15 protein-coding genes are annotated in these 15,927 nt (G+C 65.1%); 5 read left to right on the top strand and 10 right to left on the bottom strand.

Annotation, left to right across the window (positions count from 1 at the left end):
* Positions 1–56: 56 nt before the first annotated feature.
* The 5 genes from VW23_RS01565 to VW23_RS01585 form a co-directional block, all read right to left on the bottom strand.
* Positions 57–851, bottom strand: a complete 795-nt coding sequence (locus VW23_RS01565; protein ID WP_069907838.1) for an ABC transporter ATP-binding protein — start codon at positions 849–851, stop codon at positions 57–59.
* Between the two features lie 11 nt (positions 852–862).
* Complete coding sequence (ntrB, locus tag VW23_RS01570) at positions 863–1,747, bottom strand: nitrate ABC transporter permease (protein WP_069907839.1); 885 nt, start codon at positions 1,745–1,747, stop codon at positions 863–865.
* 72 nt (positions 1,748–1,819) lie between these two features.
* Positions 1,820–3,124, bottom strand: coding sequence for a CmpA/NrtA family ABC transporter substrate-binding protein (locus tag VW23_RS01575; protein WP_069907840.1), 1,305 nt, complete (start codon positions 3,122–3,124; stop codon positions 1,820–1,822).
* A gap of 539 nt (positions 3,125–3,663) precedes the next feature.
* Positions 3,664–4,875, bottom strand: a complete 1,212-nt coding sequence (locus tag VW23_RS01580; protein WP_069907841.1) for a CmpA/NrtA family ABC transporter substrate-binding protein — start codon at positions 4,873–4,875, stop codon at positions 3,664–3,666.
* 2 nt (positions 4,876–4,877) lie between these two features.
* Positions 4,878–5,474, bottom strand: coding sequence for an ANTAR domain-containing response regulator (locus VW23_RS01585; RefSeq protein WP_055876888.1), 597 nt, complete (start codon positions 5,472–5,474; stop codon positions 4,878–4,880).
* 143 nt (positions 5,475–5,617) lie between these two features.
* On the opposite strand from VW23_RS01585, the gene VW23_RS01590 reads away from it, so the two are divergent.
* From VW23_RS01590 to VW23_RS01610, 5 genes are all read left to right on the top strand, one after another.
* Complete coding sequence (locus VW23_RS01590) at positions 5,618–6,766, top strand: ROK family transcriptional regulator (protein WP_069907842.1); 1,149 nt, start codon at positions 5,618–5,620, stop codon at positions 6,764–6,766.
* Positions 6,763–7,533, top strand: a complete 771-nt coding sequence (locus VW23_RS01595; RefSeq protein WP_069907843.1) for an ATP-binding cassette domain-containing protein — start codon at positions 6,763–6,765, stop codon at positions 7,531–7,533. The genes VW23_RS01590 and VW23_RS01595 overlap by 4 nt, the downstream gene beginning before the upstream one ends.
* Positions 7,534–7,574: 41 nt before the next feature.
* Complete coding sequence (locus tag VW23_RS01600; RefSeq protein WP_069907844.1) at positions 7,575–8,615, top strand: sugar ABC transporter substrate-binding protein; 1,041 nt, start codon at positions 7,575–7,577, stop codon at positions 8,613–8,615.
* 174 nt (positions 8,616–8,789) lie between these two features.
* On the top strand, positions 8,790–9,785 hold the full coding sequence (locus tag VW23_RS01605; protein WP_069907845.1) for an ABC transporter permease: 996 nt from the start codon (positions 8,790–8,792) through the stop codon (positions 9,783–9,785).
* Positions 9,782–10,558, top strand: a complete 777-nt coding sequence (locus VW23_RS01610; RefSeq protein ID WP_069907846.1) for an SDR family NAD(P)-dependent oxidoreductase — start codon at positions 9,782–9,784, stop codon at positions 10,556–10,558. Before VW23_RS01605 ends, VW23_RS01610 begins: the two co-directional genes overlap by 4 nt.
* Before the next feature lie 154 nt (positions 10,559–10,712).
* Here VW23_RS01610 and VW23_RS01615 read toward each other — a convergent pair whose 3' ends face one another.
* From VW23_RS01615 to VW23_RS01635, 5 genes are all read right to left on the bottom strand, one after another.
* Complete coding sequence (locus VW23_RS01615; RefSeq protein ID WP_069907847.1) at positions 10,713–11,345, bottom strand: GNAT family N-acetyltransferase; 633 nt, start codon at positions 11,343–11,345, stop codon at positions 10,713–10,715.
* Entirely contained in the window at positions 11,335–12,816 is a 1,482-nt protein-coding gene (locus VW23_RS01620; RefSeq protein ID WP_069907848.1) for a beta-N-acetylglucosaminidase domain-containing protein, read from the bottom strand. The genes VW23_RS01615 and VW23_RS01620 overlap by 11 nt, the downstream gene beginning before the upstream one ends.
* A gap of 5 nt (positions 12,817–12,821) precedes the next feature.
* Complete coding sequence (locus VW23_RS01625; RefSeq protein WP_069907849.1) at positions 12,822–13,661, bottom strand: carbohydrate ABC transporter permease; 840 nt, start codon at positions 13,659–13,661, stop codon at positions 12,822–12,824.
* Positions 13,645–14,475, bottom strand: coding sequence for a carbohydrate ABC transporter permease (locus tag VW23_RS01630; RefSeq protein WP_069907867.1), 831 nt, complete (start codon positions 14,473–14,475; stop codon positions 13,645–13,647). Before VW23_RS01630 ends, VW23_RS01625 begins: the two co-directional genes overlap by 17 nt.
* A 76-nt stretch (positions 14,476–14,551) precedes the next feature.
* Positions 14,552–15,820 carry an ABC transporter substrate-binding protein gene (locus VW23_RS01635; RefSeq protein ID WP_084645422.1) on the bottom strand — a complete coding sequence of 423 codons (1,269 nt, stop codon included), beginning with the start codon at positions 15,818–15,820 and terminating at the stop codon, positions 14,552–14,554.
* Between the last annotated feature and the right edge of the window lie 107 nt (positions 15,821–15,927).

Raw genomic sequence — 15,927 nt, forward strand, 5'->3', positions numbered from 1 at the left:
GCCTTCGGCGGTCCCCCTCCCCCGCCACGCGGGGGAGGATCTCGGCACCGCCAGTGCTAAGCCGCCTCAACAAACCGATGCCGTTCATACAGAAACTTCAGCACCGCCTCGCGGCACTTGAGATAGGTCCGGTCGCCGGCCAGCTCGAGCCGCCGGCGCGGCCGGCCGAGCGGCACATCCAGCACTTCGCCGATCCGCGCCGCCGGCCCGTTGGTCATCATCACGATCCGATCCGAGAGCAGCACCGCCTCGTCGACGTCGTGGGTGATCATGATCATGGTGTTGTGGAGCCGCTCGTGAATCTCCATCACCGCATCCTGCAGGTGCGCCCGCGTCAGCGCGTCGAGCGCCCCGAACGGCTCGTCGAGCAAGAGGATCTTCGGTTCCATCGCCAGCGCCCGGGCAATGCCGACGCGCTGCTTCATGCCGCCGGAAATCTCCGCCGGCCGCTTGTCCCGGGCATGACCCATCTGCACCAGGTCGAGATTGTGCATGATCCACTCATGCCGCTCGGCCCTCGACCGCTTTGCGCCGAACACCTTCGAAACCGCCAGGTTGACGTTCTCGTAGACCGTCAGCCAGGGCAGCAGCGAATGGTTCTGGAACACCACCGCCCGCTCCGGCCCCGGCCCGCTGACCACTTCCGAGCCAAGGACGATGGCGCCCGAGCTCACCTCGGTCAGCCCGGCGATCAGGTTGAGCAGTGTGGACTTGCCGCAGCCCGAATGCCCGATGATCGAGATCACCTCGCCCTCGGAAATCTCCAGCGAAATGTCCTTCAGCACCTCCGAGGTCACCCCGTTGCGCTCGAAGCTTTTGTCGACGTGCTCGATCTTGAGATAGCCAGCCATGGTGCTCTTCCTCAGTTCGCGGCTGTGCCGCGGGTGATGAAGGCGCCGAAGCCGGCAACCAGGCGATCGAGCATGAAGCCGACCACGCCGATATAGACCAGCGCCACGATGATGTCGGGCAAGCGCGACGAGTTCCACGCATCCCAGATGAAAAAGCCGATGCCGACCCCGCCGGTGAGCATTTCGGCCGCGACGATGGCCAGCCAGCTGAGCCCGATGCCGATCCGCAAACCGGTGAAAATGTACGGCGCCGCGGCCGGCACCATCACCTTGAAGAAGAACTCGATCGGATTGAGCCGCAGGATTGCCGCGACGTTCCGGTAGTCGTTCGGGATGTTCCGCACGCCCACCGCGGTGTTGATGATCACCGGCCACACGGCGGTGATGAAGATGACAAAGATGGCCGATGGGTGACTGTCGCGAAAGGCCGCCAGCGACAGCGGCAGCCAGGCCAAAGGCGGAACAGTGCGAAGGATCTGGAAGATCGGGTCGAGCCCGCGCATCGCCCAGACCGATTGCCCGATAAACGCCCCGACCGCCACGCCCACCAGGGCGGCAAGGCCGAAGCCGACAGCGACCCGCTGCAGCGACGCAAATACCCGCCAGGCGAGCCCGATATCGCCATTGCCATAGTCGAAGAACGGGTTCCAGATCAGTTCGCCCGCCTGCTCCCACACCACCGAGGGCGGCGGCAGCGAGGCGCCCGGGGTCGAGCAGGCGATCTGCCAGATCAACAGGATCAACAGGATGACGATCAGCGGCGGCACCACGGAGCGCGCGACGCCCGTGGCGAGCTTCTGCATGTCGATCCTGCGGCTGGCGGGCTGTGCCGGAAAAGCGAACACCTTCGCCTTCTTGGTCGGCACGACGGTTTCGAACTGGGCCTCTGCACTCATGATTGCTGGTCCGTACTGAGAGGGAAAAAGTGGCGCCGAGCCGGGGTTAAGCCCGGCGCCAGTCAGGGGACATCAGCCGAGAGCGGTGATCGCGAGGCTCTCGAGATAGGCGGAGGGGTTTTCGGGATCGAACACTTTGCCGTCGAAGAAGGTCTCCGGCCCGCGCGAGCTCGAAGCCGGGATGTCGGCCGCTGCGACGCCGAGCGTCTTGGCCGCATCGCGCCACAGGTCCTCGCGGTTCACCTGGTCGACCAGCGCCTTCACGTCGGTTTCGGCCGGCAGGTACCCCCAGCGGATATCTTCGGTGAGGAACCACGCATCATGGCTCTTGAACGGATAGGAGACGCCGCCCTTCCAGAACTTCATCTCCAGCCCAGTCGCCGTCTCCACGCGGCCATTGCCGTAGTTGATGTCGCCCTTGAGGCGCCCGAGCACATCGGCAGCGGGTACGTTGAACCACGACCGCTTGCTGAGGATATCGGCCATCTCCTCCTTGTTGGCGAAGTCGTCAGCCCATTGCTGGGCCTCCATCACAGCCATCAGAATGGCTCGCACCGCATTGGGATTTGCTTCGATGAAGTCATTACGCAGACCGAGCGCCTTCTCCGGGTGTCCCTTCCAGAGCTCGCCGGTGGTCGCGGCTGTGAAGCCGATGCCCTGGTTGACCAGCTGCTCGTTCCACGGCTCACCGACGCAGAATGCGTCCATGTTGCCAACTTTCATATTGGCGACCATCTGCGGTGGCGGCACCACCACGGTGGTGACGTCCTTGTTGGGATCGATGCCTGCCGCCGCGAGCCAGTAGCGGATCCACAAATCGTGCGTGCCGCCCGGGAAGGTCATGGCCACGGTGACGTCCTTGCCGCTCGCCTTCCTGGCCGCAAAAACCTCCTTCAGCGGACCGGCATCGAGACCCACACCGACATCCTTGTACTCCTGGGCGACCGACAGGCCCTGGCTGTCATAGTTGAGCCGCGCCACGATCGACATCGGCAGCGGCACGTTGTTCTGCGTCACCTTGCCGGTCGAAATCAGGTAGGGCATCGGCGTCAGGATATGCGCCCCGTCGATGCCGTTGGCCGCGCCGCCCAGCACCAGGTTGTCGCGCGTCGCGCCCCAGCTGGCTTGCTTCAGCACTTCGACGTCGGGCACGCCATGCTTGGCGAAGAGCCCCTTTTCCCTGGCAACGATCAACGGCGCGGCGTCGGTCAGCGCGATGAAGCCAAGCTTGGCGCCGGTGACTTCAGGGCCCGCTCCTTGGGCAAAGGCGCCGGAGGGGAACAGGGTTTTGGCCGCCACGAGCGTTGCCGCGGTTGCCGTAGTGCCCGCGAGGAAAGCCCGGCGGGTGAGGAGGGAGGTGGTGGTCGGTCTGGTCATCAAGTCTCTCCGAGTGATGCGATCAGCCGGCGCCCCGAAGTGCCCCTCGGCCCCAAAACGACAAAGCCGCCAACAGGTCTTGCACGCTGGTCCGGAGACCAGTCGGCGTTCCCGTTGGCGGCTTTGCCTGTCGTGGGGCGCCCACCGTTGGACGCCGAATGATCGCGAATTTGCGTTCGGGAAACACAATGCACGCGCCGTGCCAAACTGGGGTAGCGCGATAAGTGATGAGGTTTCAGATGGTTAGGTGCGTGGTTGAAAATTGGGCAGGGGTGGAAACTGCTCAATCAGAATCCACTCGCCCACAATTTGCACGCAACATAGGCAATTATCAGATATGCCTATCGTTTGCGCAAAGCTCGAGATGACGGTGCTGGGCCACCTGACTGATAGAGACGGCCCCCTCCCGGCCTCCCCCATGAAGGGGGAGGTGAAGCGTCGAGGCTCTGTCTTCCATCGTGCCTAGTGAACCGGCGGGGCACCTCCCCCTTCATGGGGGAGGATGGGAGGGGGTCGTCTGCTTCAGTGACGCGCCTAAACTACGGCGCCCGCTGCCCCGCAATATACGCCTCGACCTGATCCGGATCGAACGGCACCCCGTCGAAGAATCCGTCCGGCCCGATCACCAGCGTGCCCGCTGTCGACGCTACCTCGGTCGGCGCGGACAGCAGCCCCTCGACCTTGCTGTCGGCGAGCGGCATCGGCACCCCGAGCGGCGCCAGGGCTGAGCGATAGACATCCGGGCGGAAGGTCATGGCCGCGGCGCGCGCCCGCTCGGCTTTGTGCTCGACCTCGCCCCAGCGCACCATCTGGCTGTAGAACCACGCCGCGTGGCTGGTCCACGGGAAGTTGGCTGCCCCGGCATAAGGAACGAAGTGCTCCGGCACCATTGCCGTCGCCCCGCCACCGATATCGAACTGCCCATTCAGCGCCGGGAGGATCAACTCCGCCGGCAGCCCGAGATAATGCGGCGCCGCCATGATCGCGGCGATCTCTTGATGGTTGACGCTCTCGCCGCACCACACCGCGGCATGGTGCACCGCCCGGATCAGCCCGGCGACGATGTCGCTATTGGCCTCGGCCCAATGCGCCCGCATGCCGATCACCTTGTCGGGGCTCGAGCGCCAGATCGCGGCCTTCACCGTGGCGATATGCGCCCCGGCATTCTTCACCCCGACCGTGTTCCACGGTTCGCCGACGCAATAACCATCGATGCCTCCCGAGCCGAGCGCCTCGGGCAGCAGCGGCGGTGGCAGCACCACGATCTCGATATCGCGCTCCGGCACGATGCCGCTCGCCATCAGCCAGTAGCGCAGTTCGTAATTATGCGACGAGGTCTGGTGCACCACGCCGAACCGCAGCTTCTGCTGCGACGACGCAACCACCTGCTTGAGCGCCGCGCCGACCGGCCCGGCCGCGAGCGTCGCCGGCGCCCCGGCATCGGCCAGCCGCGCCCAGAGCCCGGCGCTCACCGTCACCCCATTATTGCCCAGCCCCAGCATCATCGGGGTGATCATCGGCACCGATAGCGGGTTGAGGCCCAGCGTCGCAGCAATCGGCATCGGCGCCAGCATCTGGGCGAAATCGAAATGCCCCAAAGCCGCCCGGTCGCGGATATTGGCCCACGAGGTCTCCTTGACCAGATGCAGGTCGAGCCCCTCGGCCGCCGCGAACCCCTTTTCCCGCGCCAGCACCAGCAGCACGCTGTCGAGCAAGGGCAGGAAACCGGCGGAGAGGGCAATGAGCGACATGATTATTCCTCTGGGCCGAGCAGGCTGTCGGCCGTCACCAGGCTCTGGGCAATATCGACGATGCGGCGGTTCTGGTTCATCGCGGTCTTGCGCAGCAGCTTGTAGGCATCGGCCTCGCTGAGCCCGCGGGTGCGCAACAGGATCGCCTTGGCCTGGTCGATGACCTTGCGATCCTCGAGTTCGCTGCGCGCCTGCTCCAGTTCCCGCGTCAGCCGGGCAAAGGCGTTGAAGCGGCTCACCGCCATATCGAGGATCGGTTTCACCCGCTCCTTCTTCAGCCCGTCGACCACATAGGCCGAGACCCCCGCCTCCACCGCCGCCTCGATCGCCGAAGCGTCCGAGCGGTCGACAAACATGGCGATGGGCTTTTTCAGCGCCCGGCTCAGCGTGAAGAAATGCTCCAGCCGATCGCGATTGGGGTTCTCGAGGTCGATCACCACCACGTCGGGCATGTCGCGCTCGATGACCCGCGCCACCTCGTTGATCTCGTTGACCACCGTGACCCGGGCATGGCCGGCCTCACGCAATCCGTCCTCGATGATCGAGGCACGGATGCGGTTCTCGTCGATCACCAGAATGGCGAGGTCCTGTACCGGCATGGCCCCGTTATCGGCATGTTCGAGCTGCACAATCAAGCGCCGGTTTCGCAACCCTGCCCATCATTTCAGCGGCGATTTCTGAATTCCATTTGACTTAATAAATCCGCCGTCACAGTCTCCCGGTCCAGCCTAGGAGGGACGCCTTGGGCCTGAGGGGGACGAACCAGGAATTCGGACGGCCGTACAACCGGCGCATCGTCCTTGAAGCCATCCGTGCGACTGGCCCGACCACCCGTGGCCGCATCGCGGCGGAGGTTGGCCTCACTGTCCAGACCGTCTCCACCATCATCCGCGAGCTCGAAGAGCAGGGTTACATCCTCTCCAACCGCGAGGAGCCGCGCGGTCGCGGCCTGCCGCCGACGACGCTGCGCATCAACCCCGAGGGCGGCTATGCCATCGGCGTCTACATCACCCCGCTCGGGCTCGATGCAGCGCTGATCAATCTCGCCGGCGACGTCGTCGGCTCGGTCCACAGCAATGCCGCCCGCTGCAGCCCGGACGAAGCCTTCACCCTGATCGGCAGCATGGTCGCCGAGCTGCGCGCCCTGCGTGGCGGCGCCCGCATGCTTGGCGTCGGCCTGTCGCTGCCCGGTCCGTTCGGCGTCGAGTCGATGAGCTTTGTTGGCCCCACCACCATGGTCGGCTGGGGCAATGTCGCGCTGCGCGAACGGCTTGCCGAAGTCACGGGCCTGCCCGCCTTCATCGAATCCGATATGGCCGCCGCCGCGTTGGGCGAGCGGCTCTATGGCCGCGGCGCCGAGTTCGCCGATTTCTACTACCTGTTCATCGGCGTCGGCCTCGGCGGCATCATGGTGCATGAAGGGGTGGGCCAGCGCGGCGCCTGGGGCAATGCCGGCGAGATCAGTCACATCCCGATCGTTCCCGATGGCGAGCTCTGCCCCTGCGGCAATCGCGGCTGCCTCGAACGCTATGTTTCGCTCGAAGCCTTCAACCGGCGGGGGCTCGGCGAGGCTGCCTATGCCGACGCCATCGGCCCGCAACTGCGCGCCGCCCTCATCACGATCGAGAACCTGTTCGACCCCGAGACGGTGATCCTCGGCGGCCTCGCGCCGCCGAGCCTCAGCGCCGAGCTGGCCCGCGTCGCCGCCGAGCTGCCCAATTCGGTTTCGGCTCGCCACGACCGCAAGGCGCCACGGCTGATCATCTCCGATGGCGGCCCGCACACCGTGCTGCGCGGCGCCGCGGCGCTGGCGGTTGCCGGCGTGCTCTCGCCCCGCTTCGGCCAGCTTTTCGCTCCCGGCCAAACTCAGCTCAAGGGACTTGCCGCATGACCAGCTTCGCCCCGCTGCTCGTCCTCGACGACATCAGGAAGAATTATGGCGCTATCGAAGCGCTGAAGAGCATCAGCTTCACTATCGGCAAGGGCGAAGTGGTGGCGCTGCTCGGCGACAATGGCGCCGGCAAATCGACCCTGGTGAAGATCATCGCCGGCGGACTCGAACCCACCTCCGGCCGGATGACCTTCGACGGCCGCGACTTCCTCGCCAAATCGCCCTCGGAGGCCAAGGCCGCCGGCATCGAGACGGTCTACCAGGACCTGTCGCTCGCCACCAATGTCGATGTCGTCGCCAACTTCTTCATGGGCCGCGAGATCACCAGGAAGGTGCTGGGCATGTCGGTGCTCGACGAAAAGGCCATGGAGGCCGTCGTCGCCAAGGCCCTTGCCAGCGCCGGCACCAGGATCCCGTCGCTGCGCACCAAGGTCGAGCATCTCTCGGGCGGCCAGCGCCAGGCCATCGAGCTCAATCGGTTCGTCCACTGGGGTGGCAAGCTCGTCTTGCTCGACGAACCCTTTGCGGCGCTCGGCGTCGAGCAGACCCGCCGCGGCCTCGAGATGATCCGCGCCGTCGCCAACCAGGGGATCGGCGTCGTCATCATTACTCACATCATGCAGCAGGCTTTCCAGGTCGCCGACCGGATCGTGGTGATCCGCCAGGGCGTCGTGGCCGGCGATGTTGCAACCAAGGATACGAGCCCCGATGCGGTGGTCAACATGATCACCGGGGAAACCCTGGCCGCTGCCGGAGCGGCTGGTTGAGGGGCAGAACAAGGAAATCCGGCAAACAGGAGCGAACGAAAATGAAGCGAATACTTCTATCCCTCCTAGGCGTTCTGGCAGTGGCTTTGGCCCTGCTGACGCCGGCTTTCGCCCAGACCAAGGGCAAGGTCTACTACCTCGTGCCCACCCTGCTCGATGAGTTCCAGACCGGCTCGGTCTCGGCGCTGGAAATGTTCCTGAAGCAGGTCGGCTATGAGATGCAGACGCTCAACGCCGACAACAAGACCGACGTCCAGCAATCCCAGATGAACGACGTGATCGCGCTGAAGCCCGCGGCCATCATTCTCGCCGCCGTCGATTTCAATGCGCTGAAGCCCTCGATCGAGGCCGCGATGGCGGCCGGCATCCCGGTGGTCGAGTTCGACCGCCAGATCACCTCGACGCCGTCGTCCTTCACCTCGGTCGCCGGCACCGTCGAGATCGGCTATGTCGCCGCCGAAGTGGTCGAGGGTCTCCTCACCAAGAAGAACGGCGCCGTGAAGGGCAAGGTGCTGCAGGTGCTCGGCGATCCGGGCGACCCCTACACGCTCGATATCCAGAAGGGTTTCGAGGAAAAGATGGCGGCCTATCCCGACGTCAAGATCATCTCGCTGCCGGCCCTCGGCTGGGCCGCCGACGCCGCGGGCACCATCGTCAACGACCAGCTGCTGGCCAACCCCGATATCGACCTGATCTTCAACCACGCCGCCCACCTCTCGGTCGCCGCTGCCGCTTCGCTGGAAGCTGCCGGCAAGAAGCCGGGCGACGTGCTGATGCTCTCCTCGAACGGCGCGCCGGTCGGCCTCGACCTGATCCGCAAGGGCTGGATGCAGGCCGAAGTCGAGCAGCCGCTCTACGCCCAGGCTGCCGCGGTCGCCATGTTCATGGACAAGATCGTCAACAAGCAGGAGATCAAGGCCGGCTCCTACGACGTGCTGGGCCTCCCCTCCACCGTGACGATCGAAGCCTGGGGCCCCAACATCAAGATCCCCGGCGCCGCCATCACCATGGAAAACATCGACAACCCGGCCTTCTGGGGCAACCTCAAGCCCCCGACGGATACCGTGACGTCGGTGGAATAGGCAGCTCGCACCGGAGTGAGGGTACGGCCCCTCACCCCGACCCTCTCCCCGGAGGGGAGAGGGGGCGATAGCCTCCAGGCCGTGCCACAACGTCCCCTCTCCCCTCTGGGGAGAGGGTCAGGGTGAGGGGCAGCCCAGCCCTCCGCCAAACAGAATGCGCACCGGAAACCCAGCATGAACCCCAACACCCGCCGCGCCCTCGAGTTCGTCCTCGATAACCTCGTCTGGTTCATGCTGCTGTTCGTGCTGCTGGTGTTCTCGATCTTCGTGCCGAACTACTTTCAGCCCGGCATCTTCGCCAACATCATCGAGGCCTCCTCGGTGCTCGGCGTCATGTCGATCGGCCTCGCTTTGGTGATCATCGCCGGCCACATGGATCTCTCGGTAGAGTCCGTCGCGGCGCTGTCCGCCATGGCGGTTGGCATCGTCTTCTGCTCGGCCGGTATCGGCATGGGCGTTCAGTTGACGCCCGATTGGCTCGGCGTCCCGGTTTCGCTGCTCATTGCGCTGGCCGTCGGCAGCGCCATCGGCGCCTTCAATGGCCTGTTGATCGTCAAGCTGAAAATGAACGCCTTCATCGTCACCCTTGCCTCCTATATCTGGGTGCGCGGCGTGGTGCTGGCGCTCTCCGGCGGCCGCTCGGCGCAGGACCTGGCGCCCGCCATCCGCTGGTTCGGGGTGCAGCGCCTGCTCGGCCTGCCGCTCACCGCCTGGATCGCCATCCTCTGCTTCGTGGTGTTCTCGCTGATCATGGCCAAGTCGCGCTTTGGCCGGCACCTGATCATCATCGGCGGCAACCAGAACGCCGCCTTCCGCGCCGGCATCAAGGTCGACCGCATCCTCATCACCTCGTTCGTGCTCGCCGGGGCCATCGCCGCGCTCGCCGGCTGGCTGCTCGCCATCCGCACCTCGGGCGCCACCGCCAATCTGGGCATGGGCCTCCTCTTCAACGCCTTCGCCGCGGTGGTGATCGGCGGCGTGAGCCTCAAGGGCGGCGTCGGCGCCCTGCCCGGCGTCTATGCCGGCGTGCTGCTGCTCTCGGCCATCAATACCGCCATCAACCTGATGGGCCTGCCCGCCACCTCCACCCAGGTGATCCATGGCCTGCTGGTGCTCGCCGCCGTGCTCCTCGACACACTGAAACTCTCGATCAGGCAAAAACTCGCATGACCAAACGACTTCAGGGCAAAACCGCGCTCGTCATCGGAGCGGCGCGCGGCATCGGCAAGGCTATTGCCGTCCGCTTCGCCGAAGAGGGCGCCAATCTGGTTGTCGCCGACACCGAACGCGAAGCCGGCGCGGCGACCGCCGCCGAGCTCGGCGCGCCCTTCATCTATACCGATATCTCGAAGCTCGCCGACGCCGAGGCCGCCGTGGCGCTGGCGCTCGAGAGCTATGGCCGGCTCGATATCCTGGTGCAGAATGCCGGCATCTACCCTTGGCAACTGCTCGAACAGACCTCCGTCGACGACTGGGATCGGGTGATGGGGGTGAACCTGCGTGGCAGCTTCATCGCGGCCCGTGCCGCACTGGTGCCGATGAAGGCGCAGGGCTATGGCCGCATCCTCTTCACCTCGTCGATCACCGGTCCGCATGTCACCAGCCCCGGCCATGGCCACTACTCGGCCACCAAAGCCGGCATCAACGGCCTGATCCGCGCCGCCGCGCTCGAGTTCTCCGGCTACGGCATCACCGTCAACGGGGTCGAGCCCGGCAACATCCTTACCGAAGCGGTGCAGCAGCACCGCTCGCCCGAGTTCCTCAAATCGATGGAAGACGCCATCCCGCTCGGCCGCCTCGGCAGCCCCCGCGACGTCGCCAACGCCTTCCTGTTCCTCGCCTCGGACGAAGCCAGCTACATCACCGGCACGACGATCATCGTCGATGGCGGGCAGCTATTGCCGGAGGGGAACGACTTCAGGATCATGCCGGATCGGGCGTGATGCCTACTGAAGCAGACGACCCCCTCCCATCCTCCCCCATGAAGGGGCAGGTGCCCCGCTGGTTCTCTTGGCACAATCGAAGACAGAGCCTCGACTCTTCACCTCCCCCTTCATGGGGGAGGCCGGGAGGGGGCCGTCTCTATCGGCTCAGCCCCTAAAGCCCCGTCACCATGAACGTCGTATGCCTTGGCAACACTTCGTCCTTCAACACCTCGAACCCGAGCTTCCGATAAAAGCTCTGCGCCCCGCGGTTCACCGGGCTCACCTGCAGGTGCATCCCCGTCGCTCCCGCCCGCCTCAGCTTTGCCATCACATGCTCCATGCCGCGCCGGCCGATGCCCCTGCCGCGCGCCTCCTCGAGCAGGTCGATATGGCCATGGGCCGGATAGCGGTGCAGCACGTCGGGGTAGACGAATTCGGGATGACGGATCGCGTATCGGGCCCAGTCGCTCCCCTGCCACCGGCTCTCGTCTGGCCCGGGATCGGCAAGCCGCGCCGCCAGCGGCGGAAACCAGTCCGCCGCCATCTTCGCATAGATTCCCGGTGTATCCGGCGCGCCGAAAATGTAGCCACAGACCCCGTTCGGCCCATCGACCACGAAGGCAAAATCCGGCTCGTACACCTGGTACGGCACGGCATAGATCAGCCCCAGCAGGTCAGGGTCATCCTCGCGTTCGGTTGCGTCTTTCCCCGAGTCGCCCGTCCGGAGGCACACCATATTGAGCCCGGCGTGGTCCTCGGCCAGCGCTGCTCGCAACCGGTAGCCGCCACCGAAATCAAGCCCCATGCCGGTAGCGACCGCTGCCGTCGCGCGGCAACAGCTCCTGCACCGCCACCGTAAAACCCTGCCGGTAGAAGTTGTAGATCCGGTCCTTGTCGGGGAAGTCGGCGCCGCGCGGCGGATCGCCCGCCAGCCAGTCGAGATAGGTGACGAGGTGCGTCATCTCCTCGCGCGCTTCCCACAGATAGGGGTGGAAGGCGTAGAACAGGTCGCGGTTCTCGAGTTCGGTCATCCGGTGGAACAGAGCGGTGATGCGGTCGCGGAACTGCACCAGCGCCTCGTGCCCCTCCTGCCAGCTCTCGTTGCGCACGTCCGGCCGCTTCTCGCTCATCAGCCGCCGCGCCGATTGCAAGAGGCCCTCAACCTGCGGCCCGCAATGGAACGGCTGATAGAACAGCTCGCCCAACAGCCGGATCTCCTCCACCGTCAGCGTCTCGGTCTGCCCGGTAAAGGCCAGCCGGAAGCGCGGTTGCCAGGCCTTCAGCGCCAGCGCGAAGGCTGAAGCCTCATCGTCCGAGCCGGCGGCGAAGGCGCCGGTGGCGTGCACCGGCACGAAGTTGGCCTCGAACTCGTTATTGGGGTTGGTGATGATCCCATCGATCAGCGGCAGGATATCGGCGTGCCGCCCGCCCAGCGGCCCGGCATAGACGCGGCGGATATCGTAGTCGTTGGCGTGGAAATTCTCCCAGATCACCGGCTTCCGCCGCAGCACCCGGCCGACTTCGATGAGGCTCTCCGCGCTGATGGTCTTGGAAACGATATCCGGCCCGGTCCAGAACACCCCGATCTCCGGGTGAAGCTCGGCCCCGATGCTGTTGAGATAGGACGAGCCCGGCACGTCATGCCCGGCAAACGCCGCGCAATATTCGGTCGGGCAGAACAGCACCGCGGCGCCGGGCGCCCGCGCCCGCACATGCTTGAAGGCCTCGTTGGCGAAATAGCTCTGTGCCGCCGCAAAGGACGGGAAGGCCCGCTCGTCGGCCGGCATCATGGTGCGCGGAATATCGTCGAACAACAGCGCGAAATGCGTCACGCCGAGGTCCAGGAGCTGGTCGAGCCGGCGCTTCAGCGCCTCGAGGTCGCTTGCGTCCGAATAGACGACATCGAGACACGGGGCGATCGCCACCATGAAAATGAGCTTCCGCGCGCGTGCCGCGTCGACCAGCTCCTGGAGGGCTGCGGCTTCCGCCGCGTTGTAGAGTTCGCGCCAGCGGGCGCGGATCTTGATGTCGTCCTTGGGCCCGTAGACGAAGCTGTTCATCCCCGCATTGGCGATCCAGTCGAGCATCTCGACCCGCTGTGGGTGCGTCCACGCTCGCCCGTAAAAGCCTTCGATGACGCCAGACAGGAACGTCGTCGAGGCTTTGGCGCGTCCCGCCCCCTGTCGATCCGGCTGATCCAGCAGCACATCCAGCGACCAGCCGGAAAGCCCCGGCGGCGAGGCGGTAACACTCGGAAAGTCGTGCACAGTTCCCATCTGGTTCAGTCCATCGCTGTTGCGGTGAGCCCGGCGATCACATGCCGTTGCAGGACGAAGTAGAGGATCAGGATCGGCACCGTGGTGATGGTCAGTGCCGCGAAGACCAGTGAATAGTCGGTGCTGTGGTAGCCCGAGAACCGCACCAGCCCTACCGGCAGGGTACGTTGCGCATCGTCGGTGACGAACAGCAGCGCAAACAGCAGCTCGTTCCAGACGCTGATGGTGTTGAGCACCACCATGGTCAGCATCGCCGGCCACACCATCGGCACCGACACATGCCAGAAGATTTCCCAGGTATTGGCGCCATCGAGCCGCGCCGCTTCCTCCATGTCGGGCCGGATCGAGATGAAATAGGCCCGCATCAGGAACACCGTGAAGGCCAGTTGCCAGGCGGCCCCCGGCAGGATCAGCGCCCACGGCGTATTGAGCAGGTGCATGTCGCGCAGCTGCGTGAACAGCGCGATGGCAACCGAAGGCGGCGGCAGCAGCAACCCGATCAACAGGATCCGGTACATGAGCTTCCGCCCCGGAAACTCCAGCCGGGTGAAGGCGAAGGCCGCCGCCGTGGCGAACAGCACGCACATGCTGACCGCCACCAGCGTCACGAACACCGAGTTGAAGTAGAGCGTGCCGAGCCCGCCGACCTGCCACGCCTCGATCAGGTTCTCCCAGCGCCATTGCGCCGGCAGCGCGAAGGGCGAGCGGAAGATCTCTCGGTTCGATTTGAACGACGAGTAGACCATCCAGATCGCCGGGTAGAACGTGACGAGGACGATCGCGCCGGCCACCCCGAACTGCAGCCACTCGGCGGTGCTGCGACGCCGTTCAGTAGCGCGTGACATTGCCGCGCTCCGAAATCTTGAGATACCCAATCGAGATCAGCGAGACGACCAGCGTCAGCACCACGGTGAGCGCCACGCCATAGCCGATCTGGTTCTGGTCGAAGGCCTGCTTGATGATCCAGGTGGCCGGCACTTCGGTCGCCCCGAACGGCTGCCCGTTGGTCATGGTGAAGAACAGGTCGAACCCGGCAAAGCCGCCGGTCACCGCGAGGAGGATGCAGACGATGACATTCTGCTTCAGCATCGGCAGGGTGATGGCGGTGAACTGCTGCACCCCATTGGCGCCATCGAGCCGCGCCGCCTCGTAGAGGTTGCGCGGAATGCGCCGCAGCGCCGCAAAAAAGATCACCATGTAGAAGCCGGCATACTTCCAGCCGGACACGATGCAGATGAAGAGCAAAGCCGTCTCCGGCTGCGCCAGCCACGGCTGCGCCCAGTCGCCGAGCCCTACCGAGCGCAGTGTCGAGTTGAGCAGCCCGGTGCGGTAGTCGAGGACGAACTTCCATAGGACGCCCGCCGCCGACATCGACAGCACCACCGGCGCAAAGAACATGCCGCGCATCAGCGAGAAGCCGCGCCGATCCGAGTTGAGCAGCACCGCCATCACCAGCCCGAACGTCACCTCGAAGACGAGCGTCGCGGCGATGTAGAGGACGACATGGACGAACGACATGAGGAAGGTCGTGTCGGTCAGCGCCCGGGCGAAGTTGGCAAACCCGGCCCAGCGCGGCGCGCTGAACCCATCCCAGAAGGTGAAGGCATAATAGACCGACGCGCCCAATGGCAGCAGCACGAAGGTCGCGAATAGCAGCATCGCTGGCGCCGCGAACAACAGGTTCGCGGCGCCGGTGCTGATTGGGGCCGAGCGGTCTTGCAAAGTATGGCGCCGGTTACTGCTTGCCCATGGCGGCGAGCGTTTCGTCGAGCCAGACCAGCGCGTCCTTGGCGCTCTTTTCGCCCGAGGCGGCAAAGGCAGCGGCCTGGTAGAAGGCCTCGGCGACCGGCACCGGATACTTGTTGTCCGGTGGCGGCACGATGCCTGAAGCGCCGCTCATCAGCGCCAGCATGGCCTGGGTCTGCTCGTCGAGCTTGGCCTTGTCGCTGACCCCCTGCACCGGGCTCATCTGGCCGCTCTCTGCCCACTTGATCTGGCTCGCTTCCGAGGTCAGGAACTTGAGGAACTTGATCGCTTCGGCCGGGTGCGGTGCGTTCTTGTGGACGACGAGCCCAGTAATGGTGCCGATCACGCTGTTGGCGAGCGGATGCGCCGCATCGATCACCGGCGTGTTGAACTGGCCGTACTCGAAGCCCTCCTCGGCGAGGTTCGCAGTCTCCGACACCAGCCACGAGCCGATCGGGTGCATCACCGCACCTTCCTGGAAGAACGTCGCCATCGCCGGATCGGCGCCCAGCGCCTGCATGTCCTTGTTGAAGGCACCGACCTCGTGCAAGCCGACGAGCAGGTTCAGCGCCTTCTCGAACTCGGGCGTATTGAACGGCGCTTCCTGCTTGAAGGCGGCGATATAGGCGTCGGGTGGCACCACCATGGCGGCGATGTGGCCCGCCCAGTTGCCGAGCGGCCAGAACTCGTTATTGCCCTCGACGATCGGCGTCTCGCCCGCCTCGGCCAGCGCCTTGTTGAGCGCGACAAACTCGTCCCAGGTCTTGGGCGGCGTTAGGTTGTGCTCGGCGAAGATCTTCTTGTTGTACCAGATGGTGTTGGTCAGATCGAGCGACAGCGGCACCAGGTAGGGCTTGCCGTCGACCATGGTGCCGGCGCCATCGGTCCACACGGCCGGCGAGAAGCTGTCCTTCCAGCCATCGGCGGCCATGGCTTCGGTGAGGTCGTAGGCATAGCCGGCGGCGACATCGCGCTGCACCGGGAAGCCCGCCCATTCGAAGAAGATATCCGGGACCTCGTTGCTCTTCAGCTGGGTGATCAGCCCCTGGTTGGAATACTGATCGTCGTCGAAGACGATCTCCTTGATCTTGATGTCGGGATTGGCGGCCTGGAAATCGGCGATGATCGAATCGAGCGCCTCGCGGCTCGACCCGCCGGTGATGGAGTGCGTGAAGCGCACTTCGGTTTGCGCCATCGCGGCCGTGGTCAGCAGCAGCAATGCGGTCGCTGTCGTCAGCGCCAATCTTTTGGCCATCATCGGTAACACCCTGTTTTCGCCCCAAATTTCTTGGCAGTTATCTCCCCTGCCAACTGGTATGTTATTGGTTTAAACCAGTTTGTCCAGCGCCGAAAATTGCTGCGACA

It is taken from the genome of Devosia insulae DS-56 (assembly GCF_000970465.2).
Classification (GTDB): domain Bacteria; phylum Pseudomonadota; class Alphaproteobacteria; order Rhizobiales; family Devosiaceae; genus Devosia_A; species Devosia_A insulae.